15 protein-coding genes are annotated in these 19030 nt (G+C 70.9%); 8 read left to right on the top strand and 7 right to left on the bottom strand.

Annotated features, from left to right (window positions below; translation table 11 throughout):
- Window positions 1-32 precede the first annotated feature (32 nt).
- Window positions 33-5843 (bottom strand): excinuclease ABC subunit UvrA, encoded by a 5811-nt coding sequence (gene uvrA, locus LG388_RS00075; protein ID WP_225780814.1) that lies wholly within the window; start codon window positions 5841-5843, stop codon window positions 33-35.
- Window positions 5844-6251: 408 nt separating this feature from the next.
- On the opposite strand from uvrA, the gene LG388_RS00070 reads away from it, so the two are divergent.
- The 8 genes from LG388_RS00070 to LG388_RS00035 all read left to right on the top strand — a co-directional run bounded on the left by LG388_RS00070 (window position 6252) and on the right by LG388_RS00035 (window position 14193).
- Window positions 6252-6953, top strand: a complete 702-nt coding sequence (locus LG388_RS00070) for a GntR family transcriptional regulator (RefSeq protein ID WP_225780813.1) — start codon at window positions 6252-6254, stop codon at window positions 6951-6953.
- A 79-nt stretch (window positions 6954-7032) separates the two neighbouring features.
- A complete protein-coding gene (gene ilvD, locus LG388_RS00065; protein ID WP_225780812.1) occupies window positions 7033-8763 on the top strand; it encodes a dihydroxy-acid dehydratase in 1731 nt (576 codons plus the stop codon).
- The gene (locus tag LG388_RS00060) at window positions 8760-9704 is read left to right on the top strand and encodes an NAD(P)-dependent oxidoreductase (protein ID WP_225780811.1); all 945 of its coding nucleotides are present in this window, start codon (window positions 8760-8762) and stop codon (window positions 9702-9704) included. Before ilvD ends, LG388_RS00060 begins: the two co-directional genes overlap by 4 nt.
- On the top strand, window positions 9701-10537 hold the full coding sequence (locus LG388_RS00055) for a hydroxypyruvate isomerase family protein (protein ID WP_225780810.1): 837 nt from the start codon (window positions 9701-9703) through the stop codon (window positions 10535-10537). Before LG388_RS00060 ends, LG388_RS00055 begins: the two co-directional genes overlap by 4 nt.
- Before the next feature lie 88 nt (window positions 10538-10625).
- Window positions 10626-11588, top strand: a complete 963-nt coding sequence (locus LG388_RS00050) for an NAD-dependent epimerase/dehydratase family protein (RefSeq protein WP_225780809.1) — start codon at window positions 10626-10628, stop codon at window positions 11586-11588.
- A gap of 26 nt (window positions 11589-11614) precedes the next feature.
- On the top strand, window positions 11615-11956 hold the full coding sequence (locus tag LG388_RS00045; RefSeq protein WP_225780808.1) for an NIPSNAP family protein: 342 nt from the start codon (window positions 11615-11617) through the stop codon (window positions 11954-11956).
- Window positions 11953-12906 carry a 2-hydroxyacid dehydrogenase gene (locus tag LG388_RS00040; RefSeq protein ID WP_225780807.1) on the top strand — a complete coding sequence of 318 codons (954 nt, stop codon included), beginning with the start codon at window positions 11953-11955 and terminating at the stop codon, window positions 12904-12906. Before LG388_RS00045 ends, LG388_RS00040 begins: the two co-directional genes overlap by 4 nt.
- Before the next feature lie 174 nt (window positions 12907-13080).
- Window positions 13081-14193 carry an ABC transporter substrate-binding protein gene (locus LG388_RS00035; RefSeq protein WP_225780806.1) on the top strand — a complete coding sequence of 371 codons (1113 nt, stop codon included), beginning with the start codon at window positions 13081-13083 and terminating at the stop codon, window positions 14191-14193.
- Between the two features lie 117 nt (window positions 14194-14310).
- Here the strand turns inward: LG388_RS00035 and LG388_RS00030 are convergent, their stop codons facing one another.
- From LG388_RS00030 to LG388_RS00005, 6 genes are all read right to left on the bottom strand, one after another.
- Window positions 14311-14466: a hypothetical protein gene (locus tag LG388_RS00030; RefSeq protein ID WP_225780805.1), complete on the bottom strand. Its 156-nt coding sequence runs from the start codon at window positions 14464-14466 to the stop codon at window positions 14311-14313.
- A 152-nt stretch (window positions 14467-14618) separates the two neighbouring features.
- Entirely contained in the window at window positions 14619-16313 is a 1695-nt protein-coding gene (locus LG388_RS00025; RefSeq protein WP_225780804.1) for an MFS transporter, read from the bottom strand.
- Between the two features lie 217 nt (window positions 16314-16530).
- Window positions 16531-17190, bottom strand: a complete 660-nt coding sequence (locus tag LG388_RS00020) for a 2-hydroxychromene-2-carboxylate isomerase (RefSeq protein WP_225780803.1) — start codon at window positions 17188-17190, stop codon at window positions 16531-16533.
- Window positions 17187-17486 (bottom strand): DUF1289 domain-containing protein, encoded by a 300-nt coding sequence (locus LG388_RS00015; protein WP_225780802.1) that lies wholly within the window; start codon window positions 17484-17486, stop codon window positions 17187-17189. The genes LG388_RS00020 and LG388_RS00015 overlap by 4 nt, the downstream gene beginning before the upstream one ends.
- 15 nt (window positions 17487-17501) lie before the next feature.
- Window positions 17502-18014, bottom strand: coding sequence for a YbaK/EbsC family protein (locus tag LG388_RS00010; protein WP_225780801.1), 513 nt, complete (start codon window positions 18012-18014; stop codon window positions 17502-17504).
- A gap of 118 nt (window positions 18015-18132) precedes the next feature.
- On the bottom strand, window positions 18133-18780 hold the full coding sequence (locus tag LG388_RS00005; RefSeq protein ID WP_225780800.1) for a LysE family transporter: 648 nt from the start codon (window positions 18778-18780) through the stop codon (window positions 18133-18135).
- Between the last annotated feature and the right edge of the window lie 250 nt (window positions 18781-19030).

Genomic DNA, 19030 nt, shown 5'->3' with positions numbered 1-19030 from the left:
GCCTGACATGTGGCCCTGCGCAGCCGAGCCGCTCAGCGCGCCAGCACCGGCGCGAGCGCCACGCCCGTGTGCGTGCCCAGCGCCACCACCGCCTCGGGCGGCGCGCTGGCCACGACCTGGCCGCCGTTCCTGCCGCCTTCGGGCCCCAAGTCCACGATCCAGTCGGCCTCGGCGATGAGGTCCAGGTCGTGCTCGATCACCACCACGCTGTGGCCGCCGTTGACCAGGCGGTGCAGCACATGGATGAGCTTCTCCACGTCGGCCATGTGCAGGCCCACCGTGGGCTCGTCGAGCACGTAGAGCGTGTGCGGCGCCCGGTTGCCGCGGCGCGTGACGTCGTCGCGCACCTTGCTCAGCTCGGTGACCAGCTTGATGCGCTGCGCCTCGCCGCCGCTCAGCGTCGGGCTCGGCTGGCCCAGCGTGAGGTAGCCCAGCCCCACGTCCTTGAGCAGCTGCAGCGGGTGGCTGATGACGGGCATGCTGGCGAAGAACTCGACGGCTTCGTCGACCTCCATCTGCAGCACGTCGCCGATGCTCTTGCCGCGCCAGGTGACGGCCAGCGTCTCGGGGTTGAAGCGCGCCCCGTGGCAGCTTTCGCAGGGCACCTTCACATCGGGCAGGAAGCTCATCTCGATGGTGCGCACGCCCGCGCCTTCGCAGGTGGGGCAGCGGCCTTCGCCGGTGTTGAAGCTGAAGCGCCCCGGGCCGTAGCCGCGGGCCTTGGCTTCCAGCGTGTCGGCGAAGAGCTTGCGGATGGTGTCCCAGAAGCCGATGTAGGTGGCCGGGCAGCTGCGCGGCGTCTTGCCGATGGGCGTCTGGTCGACCTCGAGCACGCGGTCGATGCCTTCGTAGCCGGCCACGCCGGTGCAGCCGGACCACTTGGGGCGCTTGCCCGCCGCGTCGGCGTCGCGCCCGGCCTTGGTCGTGCGCTGCTGCACGATCGCCTGCACGTTGGCCAGCAGCACGTCGCGCGCCAGCGTGGACTTGCCCGAGCCGCTGACGCCCGTGACCACCACCAGGCGGTTGAGCGGCACCGACACGTTGACCGATTGCAGGTTGTGCAGATTCGCGCCCGCCACAGCAAGCCAGGACACAGCGCCTTCGCCCTCCTCCGCGCTCTCGGACACGGGGCGGCGCGGATGCAGCGGATGCCGGATCGCATCGCGCAGGTAGCGGCCGGTCAGCGACTCCTCCGACTTCTGTACCTCGTCCACCGTGCCCTGCGCGACGACGCGGCCGCCGCGCTTGCCGGCGCTGGGCCCGATGTCGATCACATGGTCCGCACGGCGGATGGTGTCCTCGTCGTGCTCCACGACGACCAGCGTGTTGCCCTTGTCGCCGAGCTTGTGCAGGGCGTCGAGCAGGATCTGGTTGTCGCGCGCATGCAGTCCGATGGTCGGCTCGTCGAGCACGTAGCACACGCCCTGCAGGTTGCTGCCCAGCTGCGCCGCCAGGCGGATGCGCTGCGCCTCGCCGCCCGAGAGCGTGGGTGCGCCGCGGTCCAACGTGAGGTAGCCCAGGCCCACCTCCTCCAGGAACTCGAGCCGGCTCTTGATCTCGGGAATCAGGTCGCGCGCGATGTCAGCCTCGCGGCCGCTCATGGCCAGGGTCTCAACCCATTTCCGGATGTCGGTGACCGACAGGTGCGCAATGTCGGCGATGCCCACGCCCGCGAAGCGCACGGCGCGCGCCGTGGCGTTGAGGCGCGTGCCCTCGCAGGTCGGGCAGGCGACGTCGGCCACATCCTCCACATCCGGCTCGGCGAAGGTCTGCTCGCGGCCGCGGTTGTCCTCGGCCATCGTCGAATCGTCCAGCGCCTTGCGCTGCTCCTTCGTCAGCTTCACGCCCGTGCCCACGCAGTCGGGGCACCAGCCGTGCTTGCTGTTGTACGAGAAGAGGCGCGGGTCCAGCTCGGCGTACGAGGTGGCGCACACCGGGCAGGCGCGCAGGGTCGAGAAGACCTGCACCCGGCCGATGCCGGCGGTGGAGCTGCCGGCCAGCATGGCGGCCTTCAGCCCCCTGAGGCCGTGCAGCACATGCACCACGCCCTTGCCATGCTCCAGCGCGGTGGCCAGGGCCGCGCGCAGCTCGGCCTCACGCGCGGGCTCGATGTCGAGGCTGGCCACCGGCAGCTCGATGGTGTGCTCCTTGAAGCGGTCGATGCGCGGGAAGCCCGTGGTGGGCAGGAACTCGCCGTCCACCCGCAGGTGGGTGTAGCCGCGCGGCCGCGCCCAGTCGGCCAGCTCGGTGTAGACGCCCTTGCGGTTGACCACCAGCGGCGCGAGCAGGCCGATGTGCTGGCCCTTGAAGTTCTTCAGCAGTTGCGCCGCGATGCTGTCGGGGGTCTGCGGCTGCACCGCGGCGCCGTCCTTCACGCAGTGCTGCACGCCGAGCTTCACGTACAGCAGGCGCAGGAAGTGCCACACCTCGGTCGTGGTGCCCACCGTGCTCTTGCGCCCGCCGCGCGACAGGCGCTGCTCGATCGCCACCGTGGGCGGGATGCCGTACACCGCATCCACCTCGGGCCGGCCGGCCGGCTGCACGATGCTGCGCGCGTAGGCGTTGAGCGACTCGAGGTAGCGGCGCTGCCCTTCGTTGAAGAGGATGTCGAAAGCCAGCGTGGACTTGCCCGAACCGCTGACGCCTGTCACGACGGTGAAGCGCCCGCGCGGGATATCCACGCTGAGGTTTTTCAGGTTGTGCTCGCGTGCGTTGACGATCTCGATCGCCTCGCGTCCCGGTGCAGGCGCCACCTCGTAGCGCGGGGCCTTCTCGCGTGCCACGAGCGCCGCCGGGCCGAGCGCGGCCTCGTAGGCCGCCAGCGCCGCCCCCGTGTGCGTGCCCGTGAGCGTGCGCACGTGCTCGGGCGTGCCCACGGCCACCACCTGGCCGCCGCCCTCGCCGCCCTCGGGGCCGAGGTCGATCACCCAGTCGCTGGCTCGGATCACGTCGAGGTTGTGCTCGATCACCACGAGGGAATGCCCCGCGTCGAGCAGCTTGCGCAGCGCCCGCATGAGGCGCGCGATGTCGTCGAAGTGCAGGCCGGTGGTGGGCTCGTCGAAGAGGAAGAGCTGGCCTTTCTTCGCCAGCGGCTGGCGCGACTTGCTGGCGCCGTTGGCCGCCTCGGCCAGGAAGCCCGCGAGCTTGAGGCGCTGCGCCTCGCCGCCGGAGAGCGTGGGCACCGGCTGGCCCAGCTTCACGTAGTCGAGGCCGACGTCGACGATGGGCTGCAGCACGCGCTGCACCTCGCGGTCGGCGCTGAACAGCTCCGTGGCCTCGGCCACGGTCAGTTCCAGCACGTCGGAGACGTTGAACACGCGCCCCTTGCGCTCGATCGTCACTTCGAGGATTTCCGGCCGGTAGCGCTTGCCGTCGCAGTCGGGGCAGCGCAGGTACACGTCCGACAGGAACTGCATCTCCACATGCTCGAAGCCCGAGCCGCCGCAGGTCGGACAGCGGCCGTCGCCGGAGTTGAAGCTGAACTTCGCGGCCGTGTAGCCGCGCTGCTTCGACAAGGGCGCGACGGCGAAGATCTCGCGCACGGCATCCCACGCGCCCACGTAGCTCGCGGGGTTGGAACGCGCGGTCTTCCCGATGGGCGACTGGTCGACGAACACCACGTCGCTCAGGTGATCGGCCCCGAGCAGGCGATCGTACGCGCCGGCGCCCTCGGTGGGCTTGCCGAAGTGGCGCATCAGCGCCGGGGCCAGCACATCCTGGATCAGCGTGGACTTGCCCGAGCCGCTGACGCCCGTGACGGCGACCAGGCGCTGCAGCGGGATCTCCACCGTGACGTCCTTCAGGTTGTGCTCGCGCGCGCCTTCGAGGATCAGGCGCGGCGTGCCGTCGCCCACCGGGCGCTTGAAGCCCATGCCGATGTGCTTGCGCCCGCCCAGGTACTCGCCCGTGAGCGTGTGCGCGCCGCGCAGCTGATCGACCGTGCCGTCGAACACGACCTGGCCGCCGCGCGCGCCGGGGCCCGGGCCCATGTCGATCACGCGGTCGGCGGCAATCATCACCGCCGGGTCGTGCTCCACCACCACCAGCGTGTTGCCCGCGTCGCGCAGGCGCTGCATGGCCTCGGTGATGCGGTCCATGTCGCGCGGGTGCAGGCCGATGCTGGGCTCGTCGAGCACGAAGAGCGTGTTGACCAGCGAAGTGCCCAGCGCGGTGGTGAGGTTGATGCGCTGCACCTCGCCACCCGAGAGCGTGCGGCTCTGGCGGTCGAGCGTGAGGTAGCCGATGCCGACGTCGTGCAGGTACCTGAGTCGCGTCGTGATCTCCTCGAACAGCAGCTTCAGTGCCTGGGCCTCGCCCTCGGTGCTGCTGCCGTCTCCCTGGTGCTCGATGCGGTCGAAGAAGGCGCGCAGCCGCTCGATGGGCATCAGCATCAGGTCATGCAGGCTCAGGCCCGGCAGCGCCTCGAGCTGTGCGCGCGTCCACGGCACGCCCACGGGCATGAAGCGCTTCTCCGGCGCCAGCACGGCATCGGCGTCGGCCTGGCTGCCCAGTCGCCACAGCAGGCTCTCGACCTTCAGCCGCGCGCCGCCACAGGTCGGGCAGGCCGTGTAGCTGCGGTACTTGGACAAGAGCACGCGGATGTGCATCTTGTAGGCCTTGCTTTCCAGGTAGGCGAAGTAGCGGCGGATGCCGTACCACTGCTTGCTCCAGTTGCCTTCCTTGTAGTTGGGCGTGCCTTCGATGACCCAGTGCTTCTGTTCCTCGGTCAGCTTGGCCCAGGGCGTGTCGCGCGGAATGCCCGCCGCCTCGGCATGGCGCATCAGGTCGTCCTGGATCTCCTTCCAGGCCGGCGTCTGGATCGGCTTGATCGCGCCCGCGCGCAAGGTGAGCTTGTCGTTCGGGATGACGAGGTTGAAGTCCACCCCGATCACGCGGCCGAAGCCGCGGCAGGCCTCGCAGGCGCCGACGGCGGAGTTGAAGCTGAACATCGACGGGATCGGGTCGGCGTAGCGGATGTCGCTCTCGGGGCAATGCAGACCCGTCGAGAACTTCCACAACTGCTCCGCGCCACCCTCTTCAGCAGGCAGCGCATAGACCGTCACCCGCCCCGTGCCGCGCTTGAGCGCGACCTCGATGGCCTCGACCACGCGCGCGCGCTCCGTGTTCGAGATGCGGAAGCGGTCTGCCACCACATCCAGAATCTTGACGACCCCCACGCTCCCCGCTTCGCGAGGTTCGCTGCCCCCCGAGGGGGCGCTCGCTTGCTTGGGGCGGCCCGGCGCGGCGCTCGTGCGCGGGCCCGACTCATAGGCACGCGGCTCTTCGCGCCGCGCCTGCACGCGCGTGAAGCCGCTGGCCGACAGCCACTGCTCGATCTCGGCCTCGGTGGTGCTGCCCGGCAGCTCGACCGGAAAGGTGACGACCAGGCGCGGATCGCCCGCCGCCTCGGCCCGCTGCCGCAGTTCCGCATAGATGGTGTCGGGCGAATCGTGGCGCACCGGCAGCGCCGTCTGCCGGTCGAACAATTGCGCCGCGCGCGCGAACAGCAGCTTCAGGTGGTCATTGAGCTCCGTCATCGTGCCGACCGTGGAGCGCGAGCTGCGCACCGGGTTGGTCTGGTCGATGGCGATGGCCGGCGGCACCCCTTCTACCTTGTCGACCGCCGGCTTGTCCATGCGGTCGAGGAACTGGCGCGCATAGGCCGAGAAGGTCTCCACGTAGCGGCGCTGCCCTTCCGCATACAGCGTGTCGAACACCAGACTGGACTTGCCGGACCCGCTGGGCCCCGTGACCACCGTCAGCTCGCCGGTGCGGATGTCGAGGTCGAGGTTGCGGAGGTTGTGCTGGCGAGCACCGCGGATGCGGATGGAGCCCTGAGTCATGCGTGCCTTGGGGGTGCCGGAAAGAAGGGGGCGGTCATTCTAGGAAGGGCGGGCCGGGCCTTCGGCGCGGCGGGACATGCCCGGCCGCCGCGCAAGGCCAGCCGCGGTGCGCCACGGCAGGGACTCTGCCTTGCCGGGCGCACCGCGCCCCGAAAGCGCAGGCCGGACCCGCGCGCAGGAGAGCACGCCACGGCCGCAGCGCGAGGGGAGGCGGCGCCGGATGCCACCCGCAGAGCGCTGCGCCCCGCGGCCCGCCCCGCCCGGCCGCCGCTCGGGCACGAGCGCACGCAGAGACCGGCCGGCCGCGCGCCTGCGGCCGGCGCGCCTCTCGCATCCGCCCCGGCCCGGATTGCGTCGGCCGTCCACCTCCGCTAAGATTTGATCAAACATCACAGATCTATTCCCGCGATGGCCAGCGCCCTCCCTTTCGACCCTGCGCCCGATGCGCTGAGCCTGCTCACGCCCATCACGCGCTCCTCGGTCAACGAGTCGGTCTACCAGGCACTGCGCAACAAGCTGATGCATGGCGAATACCGCGCCGGCCAGCCGCTGGGCATCCAGTACCTGGCCGATGCGCTGGGCACCAGCACCATGCCCGTGCGCGAAGCCTTACGCCGCCTGGTGGCGCAGCAGGGCCTGGAGCCGCTGCCCAACGGCACCACACGCGTGCCGCTGATCACGCGCGAGCGCCTGGTCGACATCCGCCGCACGCGCCTGCTGATCGAGGGCACGGCCATCGAATGGGCCGCGCCGCACCTGACGCCCGCGCAGCTGGACGAGCTGGAAGTGCTGGCGCGCGAGATCACCGCCGCCCGCCGCACCCGTGAAGGCGTGGCCGTGAGCCTGGAGAAGAACCTGGTCTTCCATTTCACGCTGTACCAGGCCGCGCAATCGCCCGTGCTGCTGGCCAGCATCGAAAGCCTGTGGCTGCAGTCGGGCGCCTACCTGCGCGCCACGCGCGAGTTCCTGCACACCGAAGAGCAGCCGGCCGACCACCTGCACGAGCAGTGCATCGCCGCGCTGCGCGCCGGCGATGCCGCCACCGCGCGCCGGCGCATCGAGGAAGACATCAGCTGGGTCTTCGACCGACTGGACCTCGACCTGGCCTGACACCGCCCGTCCTGTGGCCCCTCTCCCATCTGGAAAGATGGGGCGTGATTTTTGAGACCGATAACCCCTGCCCACGACCATGACCGAGAACAAGTCGCTCCACAAGCACCGCTCCCGCGCCGTCACCGACGGCCCCTCGCGCGCCGCGCACCGCGCTTTCCTGCGCGCCACCGGCCTGGACGGCGAGGACCTGCAGAAGTCGCTGGTCGGCATCGTGAGCACGGCGGGCGACAACACGCCCTGCTCCAAGTCGCTTTCGCCCCAGGCCGACAGCGCGCGCCTGGGCGTGGCCGAAGGCGGCGGCGTGCCGGTTTCGTTCACCACCATCTCGGTGTCCGACGGCACCTCCATGGGCCATGACGGCATGCGCATGAGCCTGCTGTCGCGCGAACTGATCGCCGACAGCGTGGAACTCGCGGTGCGCGGCCATGCCTACGACGGCCTGGTCACCTTCGCGGGCTGCGACAAGACGCTGCCCGGCATGATGATGGCGATGGTGCGGCTGAACACGCCCTCGGTCTTCGTCTACGGCGGCTCGATGCTGCCGGGCTATTCGCCCGATGGTGAGGAGCGCACCGTGCTCACCGCCATCGAGGCCACGGGCCGCTACCAGACCGGCGCCATCAACCTGCAGCAGTTGGACCAGATCGAGCGCACCTGCGCCATGACCGTGGGCGCCTGCCCCGGCCAGTTCACGGCCAACACCATGGCCATGGTGGGCGAGGCGATGGGCCTGTCGCTGCTGGGCACGGCCACCTTGCCGGCCGTGTACAGCGAACGGCTGGCGCTGGCGCGGCGCGCCGGCCGGCTGGTGATGAAGATCATCGACGAGGGCGGCCCGCTGCCGCGTTCGCTGGTCACGCGCAAGAGCCTGGAGAACGCCTGCGCCGCCGTGGCGGCCACGGGCGGCTCCACCAACGCGGCGCTGCACATCCCGGCCATCGCGCACGAGGCGGGCATCGCCTTCACCTTCGATGACGTGGCCGAGGTGTTCAAGCGCACCCCGCTGATCGCCAACCTGTCGCCGGGCGGCAAGTACCTGGCCAAGGACCTGAACCGCATCGGCGGCGTGCCCGTGGTGCTGAACGCGCTGCTCAAGAGCGGCCACCTGCACGGCGACTGCATGACCGTGACGGGCCGCACGCTGGCCGAGGAACTGGCGGCCTTTCCGGGCGCCGACGGCGAGATCGTGCGCGAATCGGCCACGCCCATTCATGCCTCGGGCGGGCTGGTGGTGCTCAAGGGCAATCTCTGCCCCGACGGTGCGCTGATCAAGATCGCGGGCCTGAAGTCGCTGCAGTTCGACGGTCGCGCGCGCGTCTTCGAGACCGAGGAGGACTGCGCCAAGGTGGTGGCGGCCCAGGCCTACGAAGCGGGCGACGTGCTGGTGATCCGCAACGAAGGACCGCGCGGCGGCCCGGGCATGCGCGAGATGCTGGCCGTGACGGCCGCCATCTACGGCCAGGGCCGGGGCGAACAGGTCGCGCTGCTGACCGACGGCCGCTTCTCGGGCGCCACGCGCGGCATGTGCATCGGCTACGCCAGCCCCGAGTCAGCCGCGGGCGGCCCGATCGCGCTGGTGCGCGACGGCGACCGCATCGTCATCGATGCCGCCGCCGGCAGCATCACGCTGGACGTGCCCGAGGCCGAACTGGCCCAGCGCCGCGCCGCCTGGCAGCCCTACCAGCGCGAGCGCCTGGCCGGCGCGCTGGAGAAGTTCGCCAAGCTGGTGGGGCCCACGCACCTGGGCGCCGTCACGCATTCGGGCAACGCCGACTGGCCCTACCCCGCCCTGGACGAGAACGCATGAGCACGGCCATGAGCAACTCGACGGCAGACTCGGCGACGAAGCTGACCCTGGCCTTCTGCGGCCTGGGCCTGATGGGCGCGCCCATGGTGCGCCGCCTGCTGGCCGCGGGCCACCAGGTGCGCGTGTGGAACCGCTCCGCCGCCAAGGTGGAGCCGCTGCGCGCGCAGGGCGCCATCGCCGCCGCCACGCCGGCCGAGGCCGCGACCGGCGCCGACGGCGTGCTGATGTGCCTGTTCGACGCCGATGCGGCCGAGGCCGTGGTCTTCGGCCCGCAGGGCGTGGCCGCCGCGCCCGGCCTGCGCTGGATCGTGGACCATTCCAGCATCCACCCGCAGCGCACGCGCGAGCTGGCCGAGCGCCTGCATGCCGCCTGCGGCGCGGACTGGCTCGATGCGCCGGTCTCGGGCGGCATCGGCGGCGTGGAAGCCGGCACGCTGGCCATCATGGTGGGCGGCGCCGAACGCCACCTGCCGCAGGCCTTCGCCGCCATGCGCGCCTACGGCGCCAACATCACGCACATGGGCACCAGCGGCGCCGGTCAGGCGACCAAGCTGTGCAACCAGACGCTGGTGGCCACGGCCGTGGTGGCGCTGGCCGAGGCCATCGGCTTCGCCGAGCGCAACGGCATCGCCGTGGAACGGCTGGCGCCCGCGCTGGCCGGCGGCTGGGCCGATTCCAAGCCGCTGCAGGTCTTCGCGCCGCGCATGGCGCAGGCCCAGCCGCAGATCATCGGCGCGCTGTCCACCATGCTCAAGGACATCGACACCGTGGCCGCCGTCGCCAAGGACAGCGGCGCGCCCATGCCCGTCACCGGCGCGGTGCAACAGGTGCTGCGCCTGGCCGAGGCCATGGGCCTGGGCCCGGCCGAGCTGTCGGCCGTGGTGAGCCTGATGACGCCGCAGCGGCGCGAGGCCTTCCTGGCCCAGGCGCGACAGGGATGAGCGGCGCGTCCCGCGCGCCGGCGCTTGCCGCCGGCGATGCACCGCTGCGACTGGCGGCCAACCTCGACTGGCTCTACGGCGCGCTGCCGGCGGACGACCGTCTGGCCGCCGCGGCGGCGGACGGCTTTGCCGGCGTGGAGATGTTCGCGCCCTATGCGCATGAACCCGCGTGGTACGCCGGCGCGCTGCGCCGCCATGGGCTGCAGCTGGTGCTGATCAACACGCCCTTCCGGCCCAACAGCCCGGGCCGCCTGGGCTGGGCCGCCATCCCGGGCGCGCAGGCCGAGTTCCGCGAGACCTTCGCGCAGGCGCGCGCCGTGGCCGAGGCTACGGGCTGCCGCCGCATCCACGTGATGGCCGGCCACTGCGAAGGCCACAGGCCCGACGCCTGCCAGCAGGCGCTGCGGCAGAACCTCGCGCATGCGCTGGCCGCGGCCCAGGCCGATGGCATGACGCTCACGCTGGAGCCGCTGAACCGCGCCGACATGCCGGGCTACCTGTACCACCTGCCTTCGCAGGTGATCGCGATCCTGCGCGAGTTCGACTCGCCGCACCTGCGCCTGCAGTTCGACTGCTACCACTGCGCCAGGGAAGGCCTCGACCTGGGCGCCGAACTCGCACAGGCGCGCGGCTGGATCGGCCATGTGCAGATCGGCGGTGCGCCCGAGCGCTTCGAACCCGATCTGTCGCAGGGTGGCCTGCTGCAGGCCGTGCGCGAACTGCCGGCCGCCGGCTATCACAGCTGGCTGGGCTGCGAATACCGGCCGCGCGGCACGCCGGCCGAAGGCTTGAGCTGGTGCGCCCCGCTGCGCGCCGAAGGAGTGATTGCATGAAATCGGCCCCCACGTCCCCCCGCTCCGCGCGGTCCGCTGCCCCCCAAGGGGGCGCGTCAGTGCCTACGGGCGGCCGGGCAGCACTGACATGACCCGAATCCTCGTGACCGGCGCCGGCGGCTTCGTCGGCCAGGCGCTGGTGCGCCGGCTGTGCGAACCGGCTGCCGGCCTGCCGCTGGAAGAACTGACCGTGGTCGACCTGGCGCTGGATGCCGCCAAGCTGCCCGCGCACCCCGCGCTGCGCGTGGTGCAGGGCTCCATTGCCGACCCGGCCGTGCGCGCCCAAGCGCTCGAAGGCCGGCCGCAGCAGATCTTCCACCTGGCCGCCATCACCAGCGGGCAGGCCGAACGCGAGTTCGATCTGGGCCTGCAGGTCAACCTGCAGGCCAGCCTGGCGCTGTTCGAGGCATTGCGGGCCCAGGCGCTCGCCACGGGCGAAATGCCGCGGCTGGTGCAGAGCAGCTCCATCGGCATCTACGGCCTGCCGCTGCCCGCGCACATCGATGACGCCACGCCGCTGGTGCCCACGCTGAGCTACGGCGCGCAGAAGCTGGCGCTCGAAGTGATGCTGGCCGACTACAGCCGCCGCGGCTGGATCGACGGCCGCTCGCCGCGCCTGCCCAGCATCGTCGCGCGGCCCGCCGGCCCGAACGGCGCGCGCTCCTCCTTCGCCAGCGACCTGATCCGCGAACTGGCGCAGGGCCGCGCCTACGACTGCCCGGTGGATGCCGAAGGCACGCTGTGGCTGCTGTCGCTGCCGGCCTGCGTGGACGCGCTGCTGCATGCGATGCGCATCGACGCGGACCGGCTGCCCGCCACGCGCGCCTGGACCCTGCCCTCGCTGCGCGCCACCGTGGCCGAGGTAGTGGCCGCGCTGATGCGCAGCCATGGCACCGAGGTCGCGCGGCGCATCCGCTACGCGCCGGACCCGACGCTGATCCCGCAGTTCGCGCGCTGGCCCACGCACGACGCCGCCACCGCGCGTGCGCTGGGCTTTGTGCCCGATCCGTCGCTGGACGAGCTGCTGCGCCGCGCGCTGGCGGACCTCTGACACAGCCCTTTCTTTGGCAACGACCCATGATCATCGAAGTCCGCACCTACACCCTGCGCCTGGGCGCGATGCGTGAGTTCCTCGCGCTCTATGCAGCCGAGGGCCGCGCCGTCCAGGTCAGCCACCTGGGCGAGCCCGTGCTGTACCTGGCCAGCGAGATCGGCGAGCAGAACCAGGTGGTGCATGCCTGGCGCTACCGCGACCTGGCGGACCGCGACGCGCGCCGCGCCGCGCTGGAGGCCGATCCGCGCTGGGGGGCCTACCGCGCGCGCAGCCTGCAGGCCGACCAGGTCCGCGCGCAGCACAACGCCATCTTCCGCGAAGTCGATTTCGCGGCCTTCGCCGCGCTTCAAACCCCAAAGACATGACCGACGCTCCGACTCATCGCCTGCTGCTGGCGCCCACCGTGCCGCCGCCGCTCAAGGCCGCGCTGCGCGAGATGCATCCCCGCAGCCTGAGCGCCGCGAACCGCGACGAGCTGGCCACGCTCGCGGCGCAGCACGCCTCCCACATCACCGTCTTCGTCACCACCGCCACCGAGGGCGCCAGCGAGGCCCAGATGGCCGCCCTGCCCCAGCTGCGCGCCGTGTGCAGCCTGGGCGTGGGCGTGGACGCGCTGGACCTGGAGGCCGCCGCGCGCCGCGGCATCGCCGTGAGCAACACGCCCGACGTGCTCAACGACTGCGTGGCCGACCTCGCGGTGGGCCTGATGATCGACGTGGCACGCGGCATGGGCCGCGCCGACCGGCTGGTGCGCCGCGGCGACTGGCCGCGCACAGGGCCCGGCCCATTGGGCACGCGCGTGAGCGGCCGCCGCGTGGGCCTGCTGGGCATGGGCCGCATCGGCCAGACCATCGCGCGGCGCCTGGGCGGCTTCGACATGGAGATCCGCTACCACACGCGCCGACCGGTCGATGGGCTGCCGCATGCGCACGAACCTTCGCTGCAAGCGCTGGCCCAGTGGGCCGACTTCCTGATCGTGGCCTGCGCAGGCGGAGAGGCCACGCGCGGGCTGGTGACGGCCGAGGTGCTGGCCGCGCTGGGCCCCGCCGGCTACCTGGTCAACGTCGCGCGCGGCTCGGTCATCGACGAGGCGGCGCTGGTGGCCGCGCTGCAGGCCGGCACGCTGGGCGGCGCCGCGCTCGACGTGTTCGCCGACGAGCCGAACGTGCCGCCGGCGCTCTTCGCCCTCGACAACGTCGTGCTGCTGCCCCACGTGGGCAGCGCCACCGCACAGACGCGGCGGGCCATGGGCGACCTGCTGATCGCGAACGTCGACAGCTTCGTGCGCACCGGCTCGCTGCAGACGCCGGCCTGAGCGCCGCGGCCGGCGCCTCGTCCTGCCCCGGGGCACGGCCTGGCAGCCGTGCCGCGGGTTTGTCCCGTGAAAACAAATCCAGAACCGATTTAACAATTGGTCACATCAAGCGGCCTGGGCATGCGCACCGCAGCGCCCATGGCTTGCGGGTTCGGAGACAACGCAGGAGCAAGCATGGGTGCATTCCGCCTCGGTGGGGGCGCGGCCGCACTGTGTCTGGCCATGGGCCTGGCCGGCACGCCGTCGCACGCGCAGATCGTCATCGGCCAGACCGCGGGCATCACGGGCCCCGTGGCGTCCAGCGTCAACGAAACCATCGCGGGCACGAAGCTGCTCATCGATGCCGTGAACGCCCAGGGCGGCGTGCACGGAGAGCCGGTGGAGGTGGTGCGGCTGGACGACGGCTTCGACCCCAAGCGCGCCGGCGAGAACGGCCGCGCGCTGATCGAGGACCACAAGGCCGTCGCGCTGTTCATGACGCGCGGCACGCCGCACACGCAGGCCATCATCCCGCACCTGGACCGCCATGGCGTGCCGCTGATCGGCCCCTCGACCGGCGCCATGGTGCTGCACAAGCCGCTGCAGCGCCACGTGTTCAACGTGCGCGCCACCTACCAGCGCGAGGCCGAGAAGGCCGTGCATCACCTGAGCACGGTGGGCATGACGCGCATCGCCGTGGTCCACGTGACCGACTCCTTCGGCGCCGATGCGCTGGAGGGCGCGCGCAAGGGCTTCGCCGCGGCCCGCATCGAGCCGGCCGCGGTGGTGGCGGCCGACCGCGACAAGCCCGACTACGCGGCCATCGTGCCGCAGCTGGTGCAGGCCCAGGCGCAGGCCGTCGTGTGGATCGGCTCGGGCACGGCGGTGGTCGAAGGCGTGAAGGCGCTGCGCAAGGCCGGCTCGGCCGCGCAGGTGGTCACGCTGTCGAACAACGCCTCCAGCGGCTTCATCCAGGCGCTGGGCGATGCGAGCCGCGGCGTGATCGTGACGCAGGTCTTTCCCAACGAGCGCTCGATGGCGACGCCGATGGTCAAGGAGGCCATGGGCCTGGCGCGCGGCAAGGAACTGTCGCCCGCCATGCTGGAGGGCTACGCCTCGGCCAAGGTGCTGATCGAAGCGCTGCGCCGCGCCGGCCCCAAGCCCACGCGCGCCCGCATCCTGGCCGCGCTGGAGGGCATGCGCGACTACGACCTGGGCGGGCTGGAGGTCAGCTACTCGCCGCAGGACCACAGCGGCATCGACTACGCCGACCTGTCCATCATCAGCGAGGGCCGCTTCAAGCGCTGAGCGCTGCCGCCGCGCGTCAAGGGCAAAGGCCCGCCGCACTCGATGTGCGGCGGGCCTTTGATCGATGGGAAGGCGAAAGGGAGTGCGGCGACGCCGCCTTTTTTGAATCCCGAAGCCTTACTTGGTCGGCGCGGGCTCGGCGGGCTTGCCAGGCGCATGCTGGATGTCCCCCGTGTGCTGCTCACCGCCCATCTCGATCTTGTCGCCGGCTTTCATGATCACGAACAGGGAAATGGCGGCAAAGATGACAAAGCCGACGGCGATCTTCCACATGCGAGGGTCTCCTTGATGTCTGGGGTTGGGTTCAGCGAAAAGGCCCGGGCACCGGCACGACATGCGCAGGCCGCTTGGCTGAACCGGCCGCGCAGGGCGGCCGGCGCTGGCGCAGGCGTGAAGCCGGCGCCAGCGGGGAGAGATGAGGACGATCAGTCGTTGGCGTAGATGTCGACATCCTTCGTTTCACGCACGAACAGCGTGCCGATCACCAGCGTGATGCCGGCAATGACGATCGGGTACCACAGGCCGTTGTACATGTTGCCGGTGGAGGCCACGATGGCGAAGGAGGTGGTGGGCAGCAGGCCGCCGAACCAGCCGTTGCCGATGTGGTACGGCAGGCTCATCGAGGTGTAGCGGATGCGGGTGGGGAAGAGCTCGACCAGCATGGCCGCGATCGGGCCGTAGACCATGGTCACCAGCAGCACCAGCCAGAACAGGATGAGGATCATCATCAGCTTGTTCATCTTGGCCGGGTCGGCCTTGGCAGGGTAGCCGGCCAGCTTCAGGTCGTCCGCCACTTCCTTCTTGAAGGCGGCGATGGACTTGGACGAGGCCTCGTCGAACTTGAGGTTGACCACGTTGCCCGCGGGGGCGGTGACGGTCTTGTCGCCGATCTTCACCACGGCGGGCGAACCGGCCGGGCCGGCCACGTTCTCGTAGCTCACCGAGTTCTGCACCAGGTAGCGCTTGGCGATGTCGCAGGAACTGCGGAAGTCGATCTCGCGCGCCACCGGGTTGCCCTGGAAGGAGCAGGTCGCGGGATCGGCCGTCACCGTGACGCCGGCCGTGGCCTGGGCGCGGGCCAGGTCGGGGTTGGCGGCCTCGGTCAGCATCTTGAAGACCGGGAAGTAGGTGACCACGGCCAGCAGGCAGCCCGCCATGATGATGGGCTTGCGGCCGATCTTGTCGGACAGCGAGCCGAACACGATGAAGAAGGGCGTGCCCAGCAGCAGCGCGGCGGCGATCATCAGGTTGGCCGTGGTGGCATCGACCTTGAGCTGCTGCGTGAGGAAGAACAGCGCATAGAACTGGCCCGTGTACCAGACCACGGCCTGGCCGGCCGTCAGGCCCACCAGCGCCAGGATCACGATCTTCAGGTTCTTCCATTGGCCGAAGGATTCGGACAGCGGCGCCTTGGAGGTCTTGCCCTCGGACTTCATCTTCTGGAAGGCCGGCGACTCGTTCAGGCTCAGGCGGATCCACACCGAGATGCCCAGCAGCAGGATGGAGACCAGGAACGGGATGCGCCAGCCCCAGTCGCCGAAGGCCTGCTCGCCCAGCGCGGTGCGCACGCCCAGGATCACCAGCAGCGACAGGAACAGGCCCAGCGTCGCCGTGGTCTGGATCCACGAGGTGTAGGCCCCGCGCTTGCCGTGCGGCGCATGCTCGGCCACGTAGGTGGCGGCACCGCCGTACTCACCGCCCAGGGCCAGGCCCTGCAGCATGCGCAGCACGATGAGGATCACCGGCGCCGCCACCCCGATGGTCGCGTAGCTGGGCAGCAGGCCGACGATGAAGGTCGACAGGCCCATGATCAGGATGGTGACCAGGAAGGTGTACTTGCGCCCGATCATGTCGCCCAGGCGGCCGAACACGATGGCGCCGAAGGGCCGCACCAGGAAGCCGGCCGCGAAGGCCAGCAGCGCGAAGATGAAGGCCGCGCCCGCATCCAGGCCGCTGAAGAACTGTTTGGCGATGATGGCCGCCAGCGAACCGTACAGGTAGAAGTCGTACCACTCGAACACCGTGCCGAGTGACGAGGCGAAGATGACTTTCTTCTCCTCCGCGGACATGGGACGTGGCGCGGGATGCGGCACTCCCTTCGAATCCAGTGTGGCTGCCATGCTTGTCTCCTCTGTGTCTTGAATTGCCAGGGGTCCATGGCCATGGACCTGCGCGCATTCTTGGGAGACTGACTGACCGAATGCTTGCGCCAAACTGAACCGTTCCTGACGATTTAGGGACAAACCCGCTGCCGGCCTTTCAGCATGCAGAAATGCACACTTTCCAGCGCCTGCCCCCGGGAAAGCACCGAGGCGCGCGGCGTCGGTGCGGGGCCGGTCAGGCCGGCCGGGTCGCGGGCAGCGCCGAAGGCCGCTGGTCGGCAGCCCGCCAGCCCGGCCCGTCGAACCAGGGGTCGCCCTGCAGGCAGGCGCGCAGCGCGGGCAGGCTGTCGAAGCCCCAGAACAGCTGGCCGTCCACCACGAAGGCCGGCACGCCGAACACGCCGCGCGCGATCGCTTCGTCGGTGTTGGCCTTGAGCTGCGCCTTCACGGCCGCGTCGCCCGGCGCCATCGCCAGGGGCTGGGCGGACGCCAGGCGGGCCTGCAGCGCCGCCAGGCGCGCCGGGTCGGCCGCCTCGGCGCCACCGCGCCAGACCTCGCGGAAGATCGTTTCGGCCAGGTAGCGGTTGATGGTAGGCGCGCCGCTGGCGGCCAGCGCCAGCCGCAGATGCGCCAGCGGGCTGTAGGGATGCGTGGCCGGCATGTCGATGGGAATGCCGTGCGCATGGCCCAGCCACAGCACGTGCCGGTAGGTCCAGGTGCGCTTGGCCGGGATCTCGGCCGGCCCCAGCTGCCCGTGGTGGCGGATCATCGCGCCCAGCAGCACGGGCCGGTAGTCCACGCTGTAGCTCAGCCCTTCCAGCGCCTGCGGCAGATGCTCGAAGGCCAGGTAGGCATAGGGCGAGATGAAGTCCAGGTAGAAGTCGATGTGCTTCATGGTCCAGGCGTCTCCGTGACAGTGTTCAGGCGGTCTTCGATCAGGCGCCACACCGCCAGCCGCTGCGCGTTGTCCATCACCTTCCAGGCGCGGATCTCGTCGAGCGTGCGCAGGCACCCTTCGCAGCCGAGGCGCTCCGGGTCCAGCCGGCACACCGACACGCAGGGCGAGGCCACGGGCAACGCGCCGTCCCCTTCGGCTACCCCTTGCGCGAGCGCTTGCTTGCGCACCTGCTGCGCGCGTTCGCGCAGCACGGCATGCGGGTCGGCGTGGTGGCCGGGCAGTCCTTGCGACATCGACGGCGTCCTCGATCAGGCCGCCGCGGGCGGCGGCTGCACCACGTCGGCCACGGGCGCGCCACCGGTCAGCGTGGCCAGGTCCTGCGGCTGCAGGCGGAAGACGGCATGCGGATGTCCGGCCGCGGCCCAGATCTCGTCGAAGCGGAACAGCTCGGCGTCGATCAGCACCACGGGCTTTTCGGCGTGCGCCACGGGCGACACGCCGCCGATGGAGAAGCCGGTCTTGGCCTTCACGAAATCGGCATCGGCGCGGCCGGTCTTGCCGACCAGCGCATCGACCTTCTTTTCATCCACGCGGCGGTCGCCCGAGGTGATGACCAGCACGGCCACGTCGTCGGCCTTGCGGCGGAAGATGATGCTCTTGGCGATCTGCCCGAGCGCGATGCCCAGCGCGTCGGCCGCCTGCTGCGCGGTGCGCGCGGCATCGTCGAGCATGCGGGGCGCGTGGGGATGGCCGGCGGCCTGCAGGTGGCGGGCGACGCGCTGCACGCCTTCGGGCAGCGCATGGAGTTCAGCTCCACACATAGACAACTCGGGTTCCGGGAAGAGAGATGGATGGGAGGAAACACCGGCGCCGCCCGCAGGCCGCGCCGCAGCGGACACTGTACCCAAAGCGCGCGCCTGGACGCCCTGCAGGGGCCGTTCAGGCCGCCGCGCGCTTGACCAGGAACAGGCTCGCGCCCATGGCCATGAGCACGCCGCCGAACACGCGGTTCTGCGAACGCCGCGCGCGGGCGCTGCGCAGCAGGCGCTGCAGGCGCGCCGCCAGCCAGGCGTAGCCGTGCATCACGACCACGTCGGCCGCCGTGGTGGTGAGCAAGAGAATCAGCAGTTGCAGCCACAAGGGGCGCTTCGGGTCGATGAACTGCGGCAGCACGGCCACCATGAAGACGATGCCCTTGGGATTGGTCATGTTGGTCAGCGCCCCGCGCAGCACGCGCTGGCGCACCGAGAGCACGTGGCCCGCCCCTTCGCCGGCCGCGAAGGCGCCTCCGGGGTCGGGCGCCACGGGGGCGCGCCACTGGCGCCAGCCCAGCCACAGCAGGTAGGCCGCGCCCACAATCTTCACGACCAGGAAAGCCGTGGCCGAGGCCATCAGCAGGGCGCCGATGCCCACGCCCGCCACCAGCAGCGTGAAAGCCAGGCCGATCTGCAGCCCCACGATGGTGGCCGTGGTGCGGCGCACGCCATAGGCCAGGCCGTGGCTCATGCTCAGCACCGCGCCCGAGCCGGGCGACAGCGCAATCACCCACGCGGCCACGCAATAGGCCAACCAGACCTGCCAGTCCATGTTGTCGTCTTCCTGTCCCGGATGTTCGAAGGGAGGCCGGGATTCTCGCCGTTCGCGCGGCGCACCGGGCCGGCCGGGCTTTCAGCCGCCCGCTGCTCGCCGCCGCCGGCCTCCGGGCCGCCTCCGGGGCTTGTATCTTTAAACCAGACCAGCGCGGTAGAGTCTGACCGCCGTTGAGGCGGCCAGACCGGCCCGTGCAGTTTGGTAGCGGCTGGGGTGATCGAGCCCGTTTCTGAGTACAGAACGCACG

Source organism: Xenophilus sp. Marseille-Q4582, assembly GCF_916700565.1.
GTDB lineage: Bacteria > Pseudomonadota > Gammaproteobacteria > Burkholderiales > Burkholderiaceae_C > Xenophilus.
Note: the sequence above shows the minus strand (reverse complement) of the source record. Positions and strands in the feature narration are given on the sequence as shown.